The 16,481-nt window shown below is 43.0% G+C and carries 16 protein-coding genes and 1 CRISPR repeat array (1 of these 17 only partly in view); of the genes, 8 read left to right on the top strand and 8 right to left on the bottom strand.

Translation table 11 applies throughout. The annotated features are described in order from the left end of the window. Positions 1-143 precede the first annotated feature (143 nt). The 3 genes from ACE3T3_RS10220 to ACE3T3_RS10210 all read left to right on the top strand — a co-directional run bounded on the left by ACE3T3_RS10220 (position 144) and on the right by ACE3T3_RS10210 (position 2,636). A complete protein-coding gene (locus ACE3T3_RS10220) occupies positions 144-698 on the top strand; it encodes a thermonuclease family protein (protein ID WP_374666563.1) in 555 nt (184 codons plus the stop codon). 301 nt (positions 699-999) lie between these two features. After that, positions 1,000-1,440: a MarR family winged helix-turn-helix transcriptional regulator gene (locus ACE3T3_RS10215; RefSeq protein ID WP_374666561.1), complete on the top strand. Its 441-nt coding sequence runs from the start codon at positions 1,000-1,002 to the stop codon at positions 1,438-1,440. Then, positions 1,437-2,636: an MFS transporter gene (locus ACE3T3_RS10210; RefSeq protein WP_374666559.1), complete on the top strand. Its 1,200-nt coding sequence runs from the start codon at positions 1,437-1,439 to the stop codon at positions 2,634-2,636. Before ACE3T3_RS10215 ends, ACE3T3_RS10210 begins: the two co-directional genes overlap by 4 nt. Positions 2,637-2,687: 51 nt before the next feature. Here ACE3T3_RS10210 and ACE3T3_RS10205 read toward each other — a convergent pair whose 3' ends face one another. Next, positions 2,688-3,668: a GlxA family transcriptional regulator gene (locus ACE3T3_RS10205; protein WP_374666557.1), complete on the bottom strand. Its 981-nt coding sequence runs from the start codon at positions 3,666-3,668 to the stop codon at positions 2,688-2,690. 203 nt (positions 3,669-3,871) lie between these two features. Here ACE3T3_RS10205 and ACE3T3_RS10200 point away from each other — a divergent pair, with 203 nt between their 5' ends. Then, the gene (locus ACE3T3_RS10200; RefSeq protein ID WP_374666555.1) at positions 3,872-5,659 is read left to right on the top strand and encodes an acyl-CoA dehydrogenase; all 1,788 of its coding nucleotides are present in this window, start codon (positions 3,872-3,874) and stop codon (positions 5,657-5,659) included. A 174-nt stretch (positions 5,660-5,833) separates the two neighbouring features. On the opposite strand, the gene ACE3T3_RS10195 is transcribed toward ACE3T3_RS10200, so the two are convergent. Together ACE3T3_RS10195 and ACE3T3_RS10190 are read right to left on the bottom strand one after the other, a co-directional pair. Continuing rightward, positions 5,834-6,436, bottom strand: a complete 603-nt coding sequence (locus tag ACE3T3_RS10195) for a nitroreductase family protein (RefSeq protein WP_374666553.1) — start codon at positions 6,434-6,436, stop codon at positions 5,834-5,836. Positions 6,437-6,803: 367 nt separating this feature from the next. Then, complete coding sequence (locus ACE3T3_RS10190) at positions 6,804-7,295, bottom strand: hypothetical protein (RefSeq protein ID WP_374666551.1); 492 nt, start codon at positions 7,293-7,295, stop codon at positions 6,804-6,806. A gap of 420 nt (positions 7,296-7,715) precedes the next feature. Between ACE3T3_RS10190 and ACE3T3_RS10185 the strand changes: the two genes are divergently transcribed. From ACE3T3_RS10185 to ACE3T3_RS10170, 4 genes are all read left to right on the top strand, one after another. Further along, the gene (locus ACE3T3_RS10185; RefSeq protein ID WP_374666549.1) at positions 7,716-8,252 is read left to right on the top strand and encodes a hypothetical protein; all 537 of its coding nucleotides are present in this window, start codon (positions 7,716-7,718) and stop codon (positions 8,250-8,252) included. 525 nt (positions 8,253-8,777) lie between these two features. Continuing rightward, a complete protein-coding gene (locus tag ACE3T3_RS10180) occupies positions 8,778-9,983 on the top strand; it encodes an alpha/beta hydrolase family protein (RefSeq protein ID WP_374666625.1) in 1,206 nt (401 codons plus the stop codon). 433 nt (positions 9,984-10,416) lie between these two features. Further along, positions 10,417-10,650, top strand: a complete 234-nt coding sequence (locus ACE3T3_RS10175) for a DUF2171 domain-containing protein (protein ID WP_374666547.1) — start codon at positions 10,417-10,419, stop codon at positions 10,648-10,650. Between the two features lie 381 nt (positions 10,651-11,031). Further along, entirely contained in the window at positions 11,032-11,205 is a 174-nt protein-coding gene (locus ACE3T3_RS10170; RefSeq protein WP_374666545.1) for a hypothetical protein, read from the top strand. A gap of 160 nt (positions 11,206-11,365) precedes the next feature. Here the strand turns inward: ACE3T3_RS10170 and fumC are convergent, their stop codons facing one another. The 5 genes from fumC to ACE3T3_RS10145 form a co-directional block, all read right to left on the bottom strand. Continuing rightward, entirely contained in the window at positions 11,366-12,760 is a 1,395-nt protein-coding gene (fumC, locus tag ACE3T3_RS10165) for a class II fumarate hydratase (protein ID WP_374666543.1), read from the bottom strand. Positions 12,761-12,928: 168 nt separating this feature from the next. Then, positions 12,929-13,099: a hypothetical protein gene (locus ACE3T3_RS10160; protein WP_374666541.1), complete on the bottom strand. Its 171-nt coding sequence runs from the start codon at positions 13,097-13,099 to the stop codon at positions 12,929-12,931. Beyond that, positions 13,089-14,096 (bottom strand): NAD-dependent epimerase/dehydratase family protein, encoded by a 1,008-nt coding sequence (locus ACE3T3_RS10155; RefSeq protein ID WP_374666539.1) that lies wholly within the window; start codon positions 14,094-14,096, stop codon positions 13,089-13,091. Before ACE3T3_RS10155 ends, ACE3T3_RS10160 begins: the two co-directional genes overlap by 11 nt. Positions 14,097-14,459: 363 nt before the next feature. Beyond that, on the bottom strand, positions 14,460-14,963 hold the full coding sequence (locus ACE3T3_RS10150) for a cytochrome b (RefSeq protein WP_374666537.1): 504 nt from the start codon (positions 14,961-14,963) through the stop codon (positions 14,460-14,462). A 64-nt stretch (positions 14,964-15,027) separates the two neighbouring features. Next, entirely contained in the window at positions 15,028-15,441 is a 414-nt protein-coding gene (locus ACE3T3_RS10145; RefSeq protein WP_374666535.1) for a DNA breaking-rejoining protein, read from the bottom strand. Positions 15,442-15,609: 168 nt separating this feature from the next. Then, a CRISPR array of direct repeats spans positions 15,610-16,481; the repeat unit is 27 nt; unit sequence TTTCTAAGCTGCCTATACGGCAGTGAA (it continues 778 nt past the right edge of the window).

Here is a 16,481-nt window from a genome sequence, read left to right as displayed (position 1 = left end):
AATAATTGATTTAAAATTAATTTTATACTGTTTGCTGATTATTTAGCCTCAGCTGTTCTCGCTTTTCCATTACAATTAATGTCCTTAACATCTCCAACTTATGCTGAATTTATTCGAACGGATCAATAAATTCAGCTTTTTTTATGCTCGAACAATTATCTCCCAGCTGGCTCATTGGCCTTGGCATTTTGCTATGCCTCATTACCCTCTTTCTCTGTCATAAACTTTATGTTTTTCTGACCGATCTTTTCCGTCCATTCAAAAAAGGCAAGTCGTACTGGTGCCGCGTCATTGCAGTCAGTGATGGCGATACACTCACCTGCACACGGCTGAATATCCGCAGATCGCAAACCAAACTGCGTTTTGCCTATGTTGATGCGCCTGAATCGACCCAAAACTATGGCAAAGAATCTCAGCGCGTCATCAAAGCCATGGTGTATAAAAAATTGGTGCGCATTAAAATTACCGATGTTGACCGTTATGGCCGCTGTGTGGGTGTGATTTACCGTTACCGCCGCAATATGAATGAAGAAATGGTAAAGCGCGGTGCAGCATGGGTGTATGAAGAATATATTCGAGATAAAAAACAGCTTCAATATATGAAATCGCTGCAGGACAAAGCCCGCAAACAAAGAAAAGGGCTATGGAAAGACAGCCGTCCAATGCGGCCAAAAGAATATCGAAAGCTGCATAAATAAATGGACCGCCCAGATGCAAATGCGGCATTGGGTCTAATTCGACTGGGAGCATCCAGCTCCCTTAACTGAATGAGGTTTAGGCCTGAAACATGCTCACTTTGCATTGAAATATGCTAGAAAGCATGCAATGACCGTATCCATTTTTAATCATTAGCGCCGCAATCCATGCCTGCAGCCTGCTGGATTTTCTAATTTAAATTGCGCTTTGTCTTTAATGCCTGAAGCCCGGCCTTCTTTCTATTGATTATTCGGTTTAATGGGCGTAAAGTTTCCATTAATTTAGTTACCCTAGTTAACTACCATGAACTCCCAATTAGGTTTCCGCGCTTCATTGATGCGCTGCGCCCGCATGTTCAGCGATGAAGTCAATACGATTTTACTGCCTTATCAGCTGAACTATTCCCTGTGGCAAGTCATGTTTGTCATCCAAGAGAAACAAGGCTGCACGTCCATCGAAATTGCTGAATATTTAAATGTATCCAAGCCGTCTATTGCTAAACGCACGCGCATACTCGCTCAGCTGAATGTTGTTTCACAAGTTCAAACTGATGATAAACGTCAGAAAAAACTCGTACTGAGCGCTGCAGGTCAAAAGCTTTATCAGCAGTGCGCTGCTGAAATTGGCCAGTTTGAGCAGCAGCTGATCCAGCCTTTCAACCCGCAGGAAATTTTAAAAAGCACTGCATTGCTGAATGAGATTAGCGCCGCCCTTGAAACCCGCACTGCAGGTAAAAAACAATGAGTGACAATGCCTCCTTATGGACGAAAAACTTCGTTTTGGTCAGCGCCATCAATTTTCAGCTGGTGCTGATTTTTTATCTTTTGGTTGTGGTGATTGTCGGTTATGCCGTTGCAGAATTAGGCGCCTCCACTGCTCAGGCGGGCCTCGTTTCCGGCTTGTTTATTGTCGGCACTTTAGTTGGCCGCTTGCTGGTCGGCCAGTTCCTTGAGCGCTTTGGCCGCAAAACCACCTTAGTGGCTGGGCTGATCGGATTTTTGCTGTTTTCTTTTTTGTACTTCGTGCATTTTGGCGTCGGCATGCTGCTGTTTGTCCGCTTCATGCATGGTTTTATGATGGGCATTGCTTCTTCAGTGCTCGGCACCATCATTGCCCAAATTCTGCCGCCCGCCCGCCGCGGCGAAGGCATTGGCTACTACAGCATGAGCAGCACATTAGGCACAGCAATTGGCCCATTCCTCGCGATTTGGATGATGCTGCATATCGGCTACCATGCAATCTTCATTGTTTCCAGCTCCATTGCTCTCAGTTGTTTGTTGGTTGCATTGATAATTCAGGTGCCGAATTTGCCGCAAGCATCTAAGCATCTAGAACCAGCATCGGCACCTGTCCTGAAACCAAGCCTGCTGTCGCGTTTTGTAGAACCGAAAGCATTGCCGATTGCATTCGTTATGCTGCTGGCTTCGATCTGCTACTCTGGCGTGCTGTCTTTTATTAATTTTTATGCTAAAGAAATTGATTTGGTCGAAACCGCCTCTTTTTTCTTCCTGACTTACGCCATTGCTATTTTAATTTCACGCCCGATTACTGGCCCGTTAATGGACCGTAAAGGCGCCAACATCATCATGTATCCTGCTTTTGTAATTATGGGGGCTGCACTGATTTTGCTCAGTCTGGCCAACAGCGCTTGGGTGCTTTTACTCTGCGCGGCTTTGCTTGGCTTCGGCTACGGCAATATTCAATCCGTCTGCCAAACCATTGCCGTCAAAAGCACCAGTATCGAACGCATGGGCTTTGCTACATCAACCTTCTTTATCTTTTTGGATGCAGGGCTGGGTTTTGGGCCTTACTTTATCGGTAAAGCGCTTGATTATATTGGCTATTCTGAACTGTACTTATACAGTGCCTTTGCCGCTTTCGCCTGTATTGCCGTGTACTTCATCCTGCACGGCCGCCATGCGGGTGCAAAAGCGGCATGATGCAAAACCATCCAAACAAGCTTTGAATGGCTCATCTGCCATAAGATTTGCTTAAAACCGCCGGCTGAATCGCCGGCGGTATTCTATCGGATTCAGCCCAGTTTTTTTATGAAACAGCCTGCGGAACGAGCTGGGATCACTGTAGCCCACCTCCTGCATAATCAGCTCTAAAGATTGTTCCGTTTCTTCCAGGCGCTTTCGGGCGGCTTCAATTCTGATTGCCTGCACATACTGATTGGGCGGGACATCCAAAGCGGCATTAAAGCGCCGGATCATGGTTCTGACTGTCACGTTGAATTGCGCCGCCAAATCATCCAAATTGATATTTTGCTGAAAATGCAGCTCGATCCAATCCTGAATTTTTTGCACCAGCACATCATGATGCGGCTTGCCTATTTTCATCAGTGAATATGACAGCTGGCTGTCGCGGCGGTAATCAATCACAAAAGATTTAGCAGTCTGCATGGCTGCTTCAAATCCATAAAAGCGTTCAATCAAATGCAGCCCCAAGTCAAACCATGCCAAGCCTCCGCCAGCGCAATACACCTGCTGATCGCGGGTAATCAGCTGATCCGCATTCAGCTTGACCAAGGGATAGCGCTCGGCAAACAGCTGCTGAAAGCCCCAATGCGTGGTGGCATATTTACCATTTAAGATCCCAGCTTCCGCCAAAAAGAAGTTGCCGGTGCAGTTGCCTGCAATCAGCTGATTGTCTTGTTCAGCCTTTTGGAGCAATTTCAGCAGCGCTGAATTTCGCGCTAATGTTTCTATAATTGGCGCACCAATCGTCGGCACAATCAGCACATCGGCATGCGAGATTTGATCAAAGGACAGATCCGCCTGAATTTTCAATCCATTGATGCATTGAATTGGCCTGCCATCCGCACTGGCAATTTCCACCTGAAATAGGCGCTGAATATCTTGATTCCAAATGCGGTTCCAGCTGACGCCTGCCATGGAAAATAAATCCGTGACACCGGTAATCGCGGAAGCCAAAGCGCCATTAAAAGCCAAGATCACAATTTTTTTCATCGCGCCTCATGTTCAGTTCAACATCTTAACTCAGCACTCAAATAGTCAAAGTCAAAGTCAAAGTCAAAGGCCGATTGATCGGATGTTTGAAAGATCAATAGTAATATCATTTTTCACCTATTAAGTGTCATTATTGACAATCCACAGCACAAAAATCAACTGCTACTCTTGACGCATACCAAGATAATGAAAAGAGATGCCCCATGGTGCAGCTGGTCAATGAAAAGGATTTAAGTTTTTTGCTGTATGACGTTTTCAAGGCGGAGGAATTAACCCGATTCCCGCGCTATGCAGAACACGATGCAGCCACGTTCAACAGCATTTTGGATACCGCCCGCGGCATTGCTGAGGATTTTTTTGCACCGCACAATGCAAAAGCCGATCATCATGAGCCGACATTTGATGGTCAAAACGTGGAAACCATTGCCGAAGTAAAAACCGCATGGAAACAGTTTGCTGATGCTGGACTGCTTTGCGCGCAGCATGATTATGCAGATGGCGGCATGCAGCTTCCGACCTTAATTAATATGGCCGCGAACGCCTATTTTATGTCGGCGAATCCGTCTACTGTGGCCTATTCCTTTTTAACCGCTGCCGCGGCCAATCTGATTCAGGCCTTTGGCACTGAAGCGCAAAAAAATGCGTTTGTTCCGCATATGTTCAGCGGCCGTTTTTCCGGCACAATGGCCATGACTGAACCGAATGTCGGTTCATCATTGGGTGATTTGACCACTAAAGCAATTCCTCAGGCGGATGGCACCTTTTTGATTAAAGGTCAAAAAATGTTTATTTCCGGCGGCGATCAAGACATCACAGAAAATATAGTGCATCTGGTGCTGGCCCGCATGCAGGATGCGCCGCAAGGGGTCAAAGGCATTTCGCTGTTTATTGTGCCTAAATTTAACGTTCATGCAGATGGAACATTAGCCGAACGCAATGATGTGCAGCTGGCTGGCCTGCTGCACAAAATGGGTTACCGAGGTACCACCTCGACGGTGTTGAGTTTTGGCGAGCAAGATCAATGCACCGGCTATTTGATTGGTGAAGCGGGCGCCGGCCTGAAATACATGTTCAAAATGATGAACGAAGCGCGTGTCGGCGTGGGCTTAGGCGCAGCCATGATCGGTTACCGCGGCTATTTAGCATCTTTAGACTACGCTAAAAACCGTCCGCAAGGCCGGCTGCTTTCCAATAAAGATCCACTGGCCAAACCCGTCAGCATTATTCAGCATACTGATGTAAAGCGCATGCTGCTGGCGCAGAAATCGTATGCGGAAGGTTCATTGGCGCTGTGCCTGTTTGCCGCGCGCTTGATTGATGAACATCAGGCGGATGGCAATGAAGACAGCGCGATTCTGCTGGATTTAATCACGCCTGTGGTGAAGTCATTCCCTTCGGCTTATGGGCCGAAAGCCAATGATTTAGCCATTCAAGTGCTTGGCGGCGCTGGTTATACCCGCGAGTATCCGCTGGAACAATGCTACCGCGATAACCGTTTAAACCCGATCCATGAAGGCACGTTCGGCATTCAATCCTTAGATTTGCTGGGCCGTAAACTATGGCTGCACGATGGCAAAGGCCTCATGCTGCTGATGCAGCGCATGCAGCAAACCATCAATGAAACGGAAAATGAAACTATTCAGCTGCTGGCGGAAATATTTCAGCTGCATCTGGAGACTGTGCAAAACACCACACAGCGTTTAGGCAAAGCGCTGGCTCAAGGTCAAACCAATCAGGCATTGGCGAACTCAGCTCTGTATTTAGACATGATGGGCAAAACCATTATTGCATGGCTGTGGCTAGACATGGCCAATAAAGCGCTTCAGAAATTTGCGGATAGCCGCCATGCGGAAGATCAGCAGTTTATGGCAGGGAAAATACAGGCGGCGCAGTATTTCATGCGCTGGGAACTGCCGGAAATAGAACATTATGCAAAATTGCTCAATCAATTTGATGACACATGCTTAAACATGCAGGTTGATTGGTTCTAAGTTTTAGTCTTCCCTCGGACTAAAAACCGAAGGAGGTTTCCATTAACTGGAAACCTCCTTCTCTTTTATGGCGTTGGTTCGGCCTAGGTCTGCAGCATTTGCGCTACCAAAAGCAGTTGCATCTGCGCAGGCGGACTTGTTAGGCCCGGCTTGGTTCTTCCGCTTATTTGACACTTATTTAAATACTTTAAAGCGCGCAGCATCATCCATATAGCCTTTTTCTTTGGCTTCACCTTCTACCGAACCAAAAACCAATTGCGCGCGCAGTTTCCAATGCGCTGGGATATCCCATTCTGCATGCACTTCAGCATCTACAATCGGGTTGTAATGCTGCAGCGATGCGCCAAGGCCATCTGTATGCAATGCGGTCCAAACGGCAAATTGCGCAATTGCAGTTGAATGCTCTGCCCAAATCGGGAAGTTGTCTGCATAAGAGGGAAATTGCTCCTGCAGGCCTTTGATTACATCCATATCTTCGAAGAATAAAACGGTACCTACACCGGCAGCAAAGCTTGCTATTTTAGCTGCAGTTTTGGCAGCGCTTTCTTCATCTTTGGCATAAGATTTGAGTTTTTCAGCCACTAGGCCCCAAAACTTTTCGCTTTCACCATTAAATAAAAGCACCGCACGCGATGACTGAGAGTTGAATGAAGAAGGGCTTTGCTTAATGGCAGTTTGGATCAAATCAGTTAAATGTTCCGGTGTTTGCGCAGCGTTTTTGCCGATGGCATAAATGGTGCGGCGCTTTGTAATTTGATCTAAAAACTGATTCGACATAAATATTTCCTAGGTACGGCTATTCAATAGCGTGAAACGGGGAGATTTGCTGAACGGTCTGAAACTGAAAAGCCAGACCAATTCGGCAGATTTCAAACATGCTCAACAGTATGCAAAATCAGTTCTATAATCCATACACATGAGCAATTTTTTAACCATTTGATAAATATTTAAACATTTTTCATTTTACAAAACCTAAAGCGCACACATAAAAAAGCCCCCAGCGGACGGAGGGCTTATGCTTATGCGGCTTTGCTTGAATCGAATATAGCGGATCACTGGAATGCGGCGTATTGAGAAGACCTGCTGCAAATGACAGCAAGTCGAGCTGCCTCATTTCCGCTATCGTTCAGAAAATGGCAAGATCTTAAAAATTAGCCTGTAACACTTTTGCTGACACTTTGCCTTTCCATAAGTCACGCAATGCCGGCAAATAGAATTTCTCACCGAGTTCGACTAACTCAGCATCAATTAAGCCATGCACTTCGTGCATAAATAAATAGTCTAAATCCACAGCAGACAGCATCGGCTGCGCCTTGGAAAAATCTTTACGCTTTTGCTGGGCCTGCTTAACCAGATTGTCGGCATATTTTCGGTCTTTATACTGAGCAATTGCCTTAAGGCGCAGTTCAATCACGCCCCAGCCGCTCAGCAGCAGTTTAAAGATTTCTAAATCTTCAACAGTTGATTCCCAAGTCATTTCTTCCAGATTTTCATTTTCTGGCAGAACTGGCAGCATCAGCTCCATCACGCTTGGAAAAATCTTCTTAAAATTTAAAACAAATTTAACAGGATGCTCGCCCGGATAATCCTTGAATTGAACTTTCTTTTTGGCGTCTGTTAAATAGATATCGAACATTGAAATTTTCTCTGTGTAAGACACTGAAATTTAATAGTTTAATTTTCGCCTTGCAAAATTCTATCAAAACTTTAGAAAAACAGTGTTTAAAAACGTCCTGTATTTTAGCAATTTTGACAACTTATTCAATGTGAATTAAGGGATAGATAAATTGATAAAAAAGCGCTCATCTGACGACCTTTTTAATTCAAACACTGCACACGAACAGTGGCATGGACCCTAGTTGAAATCAAATGCACTATACAGCCTGATTTTATTGAGCATTTTATAGTAAAAACGAGAAACAATTTATACTTTAGTCCTAATTTGTAGATGAAATAGCTGTATTTTCCCAAAATGATACTTTAAGCAATAGATATCAAAAAATTACTGATTATTATGGCTTTTTTTAAATACTTTATATTTATTGGGGATTTCATTATGCGTAAAAAAAACTATCTATACTTGCTTTTTTTAGGGCTCGTTACTGTAAACAATGCGTCTGCATCTGAAGATCAACTTTCTACTTTGATTGTAAAAGTTAATGCCAAATCAGGCAGTAATGCTGAAATCGACTTAATGGAAAACAAGCTGATCGAACGCGCCAGCTGGAAAATAAAATGTCAATATAAAGTATTTGAAGATATGAAGGCCTGTATTATGAGTAAAGGGCCTATCTCTGTTTTACATGTTAATCATCAATACATTGTAAATATTGGTGAAAAACAATTAAAAAATAATCCCGTTTTTGTTCATATAGACAACAAGGACATTCTACAAGAGAGAGAAGGATTATTTAGAAATGGTTCCGAGCTAATTAAACAATTCAAACGTGGAAATTATGCATTTACACGATTCTATAATAATAAAAAACAATTAATTGAAAATAAAATTTCACTGGATGGCTTTACTGATGCATTTAATGATATGGAAGTTCAATTTTCTAAATTAGGTAATGATAGAAACTACAGCTTCTAATTATAAAATCGCTCCAGTTCTAATGCGTTAATTTCATTAGAACTGGAATACAATAACTGATATTGATTCAATAGATAAAAATTATCAAAATTAAACTCGTAGAAAGCTCTCAGATCAAGCCAAGAGACTACGTCTTTTCTTTTTTTCGACGATTGATTAATCCCATTCTGGTTGTGATTCTGAATAACCTGAATGGTTAGTTGCGATACTGCCCTTTCCAAACTGGATGTTTGAATAATCTATACAGCCAAATTGCTACAGCTCAAAAAATAATGTATTTGGCACCTAGAGGCACAGTAATTGCCAGCTAAGGTCAGAAAAAGTTTAAAGGATGTGTCATGACCTATTTGGAAAATTTTTGAAATTTATCCAGTGTGTATGGCAAATCAAAGAAGCTCTATTAAAAGGGGTGATTCATCACCCTATTTTTCATTTCGCTGCAAATATTATGCGCCACTCATTCAGCTGCGGAAATAAAACTGATACAGTTAAAATGACATGACAAAATAAAGGAAGAATGCATCCATAATGAAAACTCGACTTTCTATCCTCAAGTTGGCAGTGAGCTACATTTGCTTCGCATCCTCATATGCCATGGCCTCTCCTTTACTTTCGAATCACAGTAAACTGCAAATATCAGAAGTTCCGGCTCAAACCCCAGGCACGATCTTATCCATACAGGCGCAAGATACCGGCTTGTTCAGCAATGCCGCTCAGCGCTACTTAGTGACTTACCGCAGCCGCGGAGCGCAGTCTGAACCGATTGTGACATCCGGATTCATTTTATTGCCTAAAGGCAAAGCGCCTAAGGGCGGCTGGCCTGTACTGGCATGGGCGCATGGAACAACCGGTGTTGCTGATACTTGTGCTCCTTCAGATGATTATGCAGGCGGGCCAGTGCATGTCTATCAGCAAATTGCAGCGAAAGCGCTCAATGCATGGCTTGCACGCGGCTATGCCGTTGCGGCCCCCGACTATCAGGGCCTAGGAACTCCAGGCGGGCATCCGTATATGAATGCTCAAAGCCAATTGCACACAGTGGTTGATGCTGTCAGAGCCGTTCACTTCTTAAGGCCGGATCAATTCAGCAAAAATTGGTATGTCATGGGCCACAGCCAAGGCGGAGCGGCAGCGCTAAGCGTTGCAGCGCTCGGACAAAAAGATGCGCCAGAACTTAATTTGCGCGGAGCAATCTCTCTTGCGCCAGGCGGCTACCAATATCAAGGCATTGCTGAATACGCAGCAACTCATTCTCAAATTGAGACCAGTGTAGCGGCATTCTTTCCGATTGTGCTGCTTGGCGCCGAAGCTGCGGAGCCTGATCTTGCACCTGAACATTTAGTGAGTGCAGAAATGAAGGATATACTTAATTCTGCACGCAGCCGTTGCTTGTCAGAACTGCAATCCAGCCTTAAAGCAGCGCCTAAAACAGTGTTTAAACCCAATGTAAATCTGACGCCTTTAACAAATTACTTAAAAAAGCAGTCTATTGAGAATATGTCACCGAATGTGCCGCTTCTTATTGTGCAGGGAGACAAAGACCAGCTTGTCGATTACCGAGGCACCTATGCTTATTATCAGCAAATATGCAAAGAGCGGAAACCCATTGCATTCCACCCGATCAAGAATGGAGATCACCGTGACTCCTTGAAGCAAAGTGAATTCCTAATTGGAAACTTTATCCACTCTATAGAACAAGGGAAATTTTCAGCGACCTGCAGCAAACCATAATCTGGCAAATTAAGGGATTTAGAGCTGAAAAACAACGACTTAAAAGATAAACACAAAGATAGAAATACTGGAGAAATATAGCGCCGCTCGGCGCTATATTTCTTTGAGATCATTGAAAATAAGGACATTAGAAAAATTCACATCGCCACTGAATGAATAAACTTAATTTTTTTACGGCCTATTCACATGTCTATTCACTGAAAATAAAGGCTTAACCATTAACGCTTGAGAAAATCAGCTTTAAAAATTTCAGTCATTTTTTCCTCTCAAGCAATTGGCCATTCATCTGATGACTTTTTGCAGCCGTGTATCAGATTTCCAATATCTTGTTGTCATTCAGTCTCACTTGTATGCCTTTCATATCATCTAGAGATTTCCTTGTTTTTTTCATATACGGTTAGATCTTCATCACATTTAAATAGGACAGCATCTAATGACGACTATTAATGTTGAAAATATTAAAAAACATGCTGAGGTAATTGCCTCATGCGGCACTAAAATTGGTGAAGTCGATCATATGCAAGGCAATGATCAAATTAAACTGACCAAACACGGCGATGGCCATCATCACTTAATCCCCGTTTCATGGGTTGGCGAAATCAGTGATCAAAAGATTGTTCTGATCAAAGACGCCCAAGAAGTCAAAGATAATTGGCTTCAAGTTTAAACCGCTGCAAATTAATGAAAAAAAGCCCTTTTAGATAAAGGGCTTTTTCGTCTTAGAATAACTTTGGCGATGTTAAGGCGATGCAAAAATAGACATTTGAATTTTTTCAATATCCAAATGCATCATTAAGCGCCGAAAAATTGTATAATTATCAACCAAACCTCGCTCTACTGCTATGGATCCATGCATCTTGCCGCGCTGCGCAAAGAAGACTATTTATTGTTCTATTTCACACAATTCAACAATAAAAGCACTATCAATCAAATATTATGTTAATTTTCACGTTTTTTAATAATAGAATAAACACACAAATTAACAACTTATTCATATTTTACCCATTAAAGTCTTGAACTTATTTTAAACTTACTTGGGAAATAACTCATGACAACTTTATCTAAAATCGTTTTAGCTGCTGTACTTTCTGCTAACTGCGCGGCAGCTTTTGCTGCTGAAGAAGCTGTTTCAACTGCACCTGCTTCTGAAGCGGCAGCTCAAGCAGCGCCTGCATCTGAAGCAGCTGCTAGCGAAGTATCTGCTGTAGAAGCAGCGAAATAATTTCGCCAAGGATCGCACAATCCAAAAACCCACATAATATGTGGGTTTTTTTATTCTCTAAACCCGCATTAAATATCAAATAACCTAAAGCAATGAATCCCATTAGACTCAGTCGCGCTTTTCAGCAATAAATACATTACCGAAAAACGTATTCGATCATTTATTTGGCATTAGGTGAAACCATTTGTTCTGGACGCACCACCTCGTCAAACTGCTGTTCAGTCACCAGTCCAAGCTCTACCGCAACCTGCTTCAGGGTTTTGCCTTCTTTATAAGCCGTTTTGGCCACTTTGGCTGCATTTTCATAGCCAATCACCGGATTCAGCGCAGTCACCAGCATTAATGAATCATGCAGGAAATGATCAATTTTTTCACGGTTCGGTTCAATACCGGCCGCACAGTGATCATTAAAGCTGTTGCAGGCATCACCCAATAACTGGATAGACTGCAGCAGGTTAAATGCAATGACGGGCATAAACACATTCAGCTCAAAGTTGCCTGAAGCGCCGGCAATATTAATCGTTGTATCATTGCCCATGACCTGCGCCACCACCATGGTCATCGCTTCACTTTGCGTTGGGTTGACTTTACCCGGCATGATGCTTGAACCAGGCTCATTTTCCGGAATACGCAGCTCGCCAAAACCGCAGCGCGGGCCGCTTGCCAGCCAGCGGATATCATTGGCAATTTTGTTCAGGCTGGCCGCCAGCGTTTTTAATGCGCCGGATGCAAAAACAGCAGCATCACGCCCAGCAAGCGCTTCAAATTTATTCGGTGCGGTAACAAAGGGCAATCCGGTCAGCTCGCTTAGCTTTTCCGCGGCTTTCACAGCATAATCAGGATGCGCATTCAGGCCCGTCCCCACAGCCGTACCGCCTAATGGCAATTCATAAAGGCCGGATAAAACCTGATTCAAGCGTTTTAAACCATGATCCAGCTGCGATACATAGCCGCTGAACTCCTGCCCTAAAGTCAAAGGCGTAGCATCTTGCAAATGGGTGCGGCCAATTTTAACAATATCGGCAAATGCTTTGGATTTCTCATCTAAGGTATTGCGCAGCTGTGTTACTGCAGGAATCAGCAATTCGTTGATCTGCAGGCTTGCAGCCACATGAATTGCTGTTGGAAATGAGTCGTTGGTCGATTGCGCGCGATTGACATGGTCATTCGGATGCACTGGCTTTTGCGCGCCCAATGGATTGCCGAGTTTTTGATTGGCAATGTTCGCAATCACTTCGTTGCAGTTCATATTGCTTTGAGTGCCTGAACCCGTCTGCCAAACGACCAAAGGAAATTGAGCATCCCATTGCCCTGCAATCACTTCCTCAGCTGCGCCAACAATATATTGAGACAGCTCTTTGGGAATTTGATTCAATTCTGCATTGGTGATTGCTGCCGCTTTTTTTACCAGACCCATTGCCCGAATCATTGGACGCGGCAGACGCTCACCGCCAATTTTAAAATTTTGCAGACTGCGCTGGGTTTGTGCACCCCACATCGCTTCACTCGGTACTTCCACTTCACCCATTGTGTCGTGTTCAATACGTGTTTGCATGTTGAAACCTCATTTCCTTTTAAGACACGATTTAAGTCATTGTTCAAGTCTTGATTCAGCCATCGATTGTCATAGCTGTCATAGCGGCATTTTCTTTGGCTATATTCAGCAGTTTATGAAAGATTTACATAAATGTAAATGATAATTATTTTCGATAATTAAGATTTTTTAGATGATCCTTCCACTGCTGTTTGAATCTGAACATTCTTTATTTTTAAGCGCTTTTTCCCGCATTTTCAAATATTCATTTAAGTATTCAACCTCAGCGCCATGCCGATTCGCTATCTGCTTGAACAGGCTTTGACAATTCAGCGCTGAATGAGGCTGTTTATTGGCCATGCAGCGTCATTTGATAAAAACGCCATTCATCCTCTAAAATTTTCTTTAAATCAAATTCGGGCGACCAATTTAAAATGGTTTTGGCTTTTTCAGAACTGCTGCCCAGCTGATCAAACTCCGCATTTGGATAATACGGCGCATCTACAGTTTTAATGGGGTTCTGCGTCACCTCTCCAATCAAATCCAATAGTTTTTGAATTGACACCAATTCACCTGAAATATTAAAAGCTTCGCATACATGCTGCTGCGTATTCAGCCAATTCAATGCGGCATGCACAGCCCTGCATGCATCCAGCACATGCAAGAAACTGCGTTCTGTGGTTTTATCTGCGGTATTGGCCTGCTTGCGCAATTCTATGAATTCACGCTGCAAAGCGCCGACCTGCATAGCAAGCGGCACAATATTCTTCGGCAAAGGCGCAATAAACTCACCCAAAACAGCATGTTCAAACGCACCGGCAATATTGCTTAAACGCAAAATGGCGATTTTCCATTCATTGTCTGTACGCGCGGTATCTCTAATAATCTCCTCAACCATTTGCTGAGATTTAACATAAGGATTTGGATAAGCGTATTGAAATGGCAGATCTTCTGTTAATTCTGTCGAAGATTGCCCATAAACGCCTAAACTGGACAAATGCACCAAATGCCTAACGCCTGTACGCTGCATTGCGCGCATTAAGCTCATGATACAGCTGACATTATCATTATAATATTCAAGGGGTTTAAGCACGGACTCTTCTAAGGATTTAAAGCCAGCCGCATGCACGACGGCGCTGACCGAATACTGCTCAAAAACTTTATTCAAAGCCGGTGTATTGCGGATATCTATTTTGACAAAAGGCACATACATACCGGAAATATATTCTAGGCGCTCTAAAATCTGCAAATTTGAATTCGATAAATTATCGACAATAATGACTTCTTGCCCTTGCGCCAAAAGACTTAAAGCAATATGCGAGCCTAAAAAGCCTAATCCACCAGTCACTAAAATCATTGTTTAGATACTCCTTATATTCATCAGCATCTTGCGATTTATTGGTGTAATTTTGGTGTTTTCGATAAGTTACCCGCAGATATAAAAAGTAAAAAACCGGCCAAAATTTCTCTTGAGCCGGCTAATCTGCAAGAGCATTCTAGTATCAGTTTACAAGTTTAGAATTTGGCATGTGTTGCAGTTATTGTTATGAACTGTATTTTGTTTACGACAAAAAATAACATGAGTTATCTAATGCATAGCGGATCTGACATTGCAGGCAGTTGATGCCGCAACCCTAAAAAGACGGCAAGCGGCTTGCCTATAAAAGTACCGGTTGAAGAAAATTCATGTTTAGAGCAATAGCATGAGAGGTTGTATTTTCTATCTCATGCTCTTCAAAACATCATCTTTCAAAATAAAATGATGAATGAGGGCTGCCAAAGCATGCAGCCCAATCAATGTCATAAAAATATTAGCAATCAGCGGATGAATATCGCCAAGATCTGCATTGCTTGAAAATAAGACTTCCGGCAGACCCATTCCGAATAGGCTGAAAGATGCTTCTGTGGATGACAAGGTCAGCCAGCCCAATAATGGAACCGCAAATAAGCCGGTATATAAAAAAAGTTTCATCAACTGAAAGGCTCTTTTTTGCATTCCAGACATAAACGAAACTTCCGGAAACTGATCTTTAAAACGCATATATAAAAAAATACGGATAAAGAAAAAGATAAAAACCAAACTGCCTGCGATGACATGCATTTGCCCACGCCAGCCCCCCTCAATTGGGCTTTGACTGCTGAAATATGCCGCCAGTACAAAAAGCAAGGTTGCCCAGTGCGCAAATATCACCACTTGGGGAAATTTTTTATTTGATGCGGTCATAGGGCTATCCTTATTTTCATGTATTGATTTTAGCTGTAAGGGTTCAATCGCGGGCTGGGCTGCTTCAATTATCTACGCTGAGATTCAATTTATAATTTACCGTTCTATTATTACGTGCAGTGTTCCGCATTTGATAAATCTGAATCAAATAATTGCCTGATTCCGGCAATTTGAGCTTTCCGGCTGCACCTGTTGCAGCCCCTATCATTAAAGCGTCTGCTGTGCCGGGTCTATCACCCGGAGCATATATGTTAATTTGGGCCAAATCCTTATTGCTTGTCAGCTTATAGCTTAAAGTCTGTCCGGCCTTGGCGCACAAACTATACTGAACGTCGTCATAGCCTTTAAATGAGCCTGAAACAGCAGTCCCTATCGAGCCTTTTGCAAATTGAATAGGTTTTACAGGCGCGGCAAATGCACTCAGTGCGGCTGCAGACATAGCCAAGATCATGGAAGCCGCTAAAATTATTTTTTTCATCTTTAGGTTTCCTCTTTTCAATTCATTATCTTTTTTAAATCATACGAAATTCTATATTTCATCAATGATTTATAGTTTATAGCGTATTTAAAATATAGTCTCTTTTTCCATAGCCATTTGTTATCAATTTACTCAAAAAAACTGCCCGAAGTCGGTCTATTTTTGCTTTGGTTAAGCTGCCTGTATGGCAGTGAACGCCCTATATTCGAGTTCTATTTTTTCCCAATCTTTCTAAGCTGCCTATACGGCAGTGAACTTCTAAATTGATGCGTTTAATGATCTCATTAATTTCTAAGCTGCCTATATGGCAGTGAACCAATAGCGCCATCTCTGAGCCTGATGCCTTGTTTTCTAAGCTGCCTATATGGCAGTGAACCGCAAACAATTCCGGCCCAATCACAAAAAGCATTTCTAAGCTGCCTGTATGGCAGTGAACATAATACGAGTTGCAAATATCTATCTTATATATTTCTAAGCTGCCTGTATGGCAGTGAACAAACAGTATGTGATAAAAAACAATTTCAGTGCTTTTCTAAGCTGCCTATACGGCAGTGAATGCAGTGGCGTGCTGTCGCTGGCATCGCATACATTTCTAAGCTGCCTATACGGCAGTGAATTTCAAATATTCAAACGGACTTACGGATACGTGTTTCTAAGCTGCCTATACGGCAGTGAATTCGAAAATTGAGCACATTGAGCCACCTTTTAATTTCTAAGCTGCCTATACGGCAGTGAATTTTGACCAAACTGCTTTTCGCATTTTAGAGCATTTCTAAGCTGCCTATACGGCAGTGAATACTGCATTCGGCCTGACTCGCATCACTGGACTTTTCTAAGCTGCCTATACGGCAGTGAATTCTGCAAAAGCATCAGCGTTTTCTTTAAGGTTTTTCTAAGCTGCCTATACGGCAGTGAATTACCAAGCAGCTGCTCTACACTGATATGAGCATTTCTAAGCTGCCTATACGGCAGTGAATACGTCGATGTCAATTGGCAAGGGAATTTACACTTTCTAAGCTGCCTATACGGCAGTGAATTTT

The sequence above is a fragment of the Acinetobacter sp. genome (assembly GCF_041919735.1).
Taxonomy (GTDB): Bacteria; Pseudomonadota; Gammaproteobacteria; order Pseudomonadales; family Moraxellaceae; genus Acinetobacter.
This window is presented reverse-complemented; position numbering and strand designations above follow the sequence as displayed.

Excerpts from the sequence above, each read along its gene's own strand:
- fumC (WP_374666543.1), bottom strand. The coding sequence starts at position 12,760 with ATGCAAACACGTATTGAACACGACACAATGGGTGAAGTGGAAGTACCG.
- ACE3T3_RS10170 (WP_374666545.1), top strand. The coding sequence starts at position 11,032 with ATGACAACTTTATCTAAAATCGTTTTAGCTGCTGTACTTTCTGCTAAC.
- ACE3T3_RS10190 (WP_374666551.1), bottom strand. The coding sequence starts at position 7,295 with ATGTTCGATATCTATTTAACAGACGCCAAAAAGAAAGTTCAATTCAAG.
- ACE3T3_RS10175 (WP_374666547.1), top strand. The coding sequence starts at position 10,417 with ATGACGACTATTAATGTTGAAAATATTAAAAAACATGCTGAGGTAATT.
- ACE3T3_RS10205 (WP_374666557.1), bottom strand. The coding sequence starts at position 3,668 with ATGAAAAAAATTGTGATCTTGGCTTTTAATGGCGCTTTGGCTTCCGCG.
- ACE3T3_RS10185 (WP_374666549.1), top strand. The coding sequence starts at position 7,716 with ATGCGTAAAAAAAACTATCTATACTTGCTTTTTTTAGGGCTCGTTACT.
- ACE3T3_RS10195 (WP_374666553.1), bottom strand. The coding sequence starts at position 6,436 with ATGTCGAATCAGTTTTTAGATCAAATTACAAAGCGCCGCACCATTTAT.
- ACE3T3_RS10150 (WP_374666537.1), bottom strand. The coding sequence starts at position 14,963 with ATGACCGCATCAAATAAAAAATTTCCCCAAGTGGTGATATTTGCGCAC.
- ACE3T3_RS10210 (WP_374666559.1), top strand. The coding sequence starts at position 1,437 with ATGAGTGACAATGCCTCCTTATGGACGAAAAACTTCGTTTTGGTCAGC.
- ACE3T3_RS10145 (WP_374666535.1), bottom strand. The coding sequence starts at position 15,441 with ATGAAAAAAATAATTTTAGCGGCTTCCATGATCTTGGCTATGTCTGCA.
- ACE3T3_RS10220 (WP_374666563.1), top strand. The coding sequence starts at position 144 with ATGCTCGAACAATTATCTCCCAGCTGGCTCATTGGCCTTGGCATTTTG.
- ACE3T3_RS10200 (WP_374666555.1), top strand. The coding sequence starts at position 3,872 with ATGGTGCAGCTGGTCAATGAAAAGGATTTAAGTTTTTTGCTGTATGAC.
- ACE3T3_RS10155 (WP_374666539.1), bottom strand. The coding sequence starts at position 14,096 with ATGATTTTAGTGACTGGTGGATTAGGCTTTTTAGGCTCGCATATTGCT.
- ACE3T3_RS10160 (WP_374666541.1), bottom strand. The coding sequence starts at position 13,099 with ATGGCCAATAAACAGCCTCATTCAGCGCTGAATTGTCAAAGCCTGTTC.
- ACE3T3_RS10215 (WP_374666561.1), top strand. The coding sequence starts at position 1,000 with ATGAACTCCCAATTAGGTTTCCGCGCTTCATTGATGCGCTGCGCCCGC.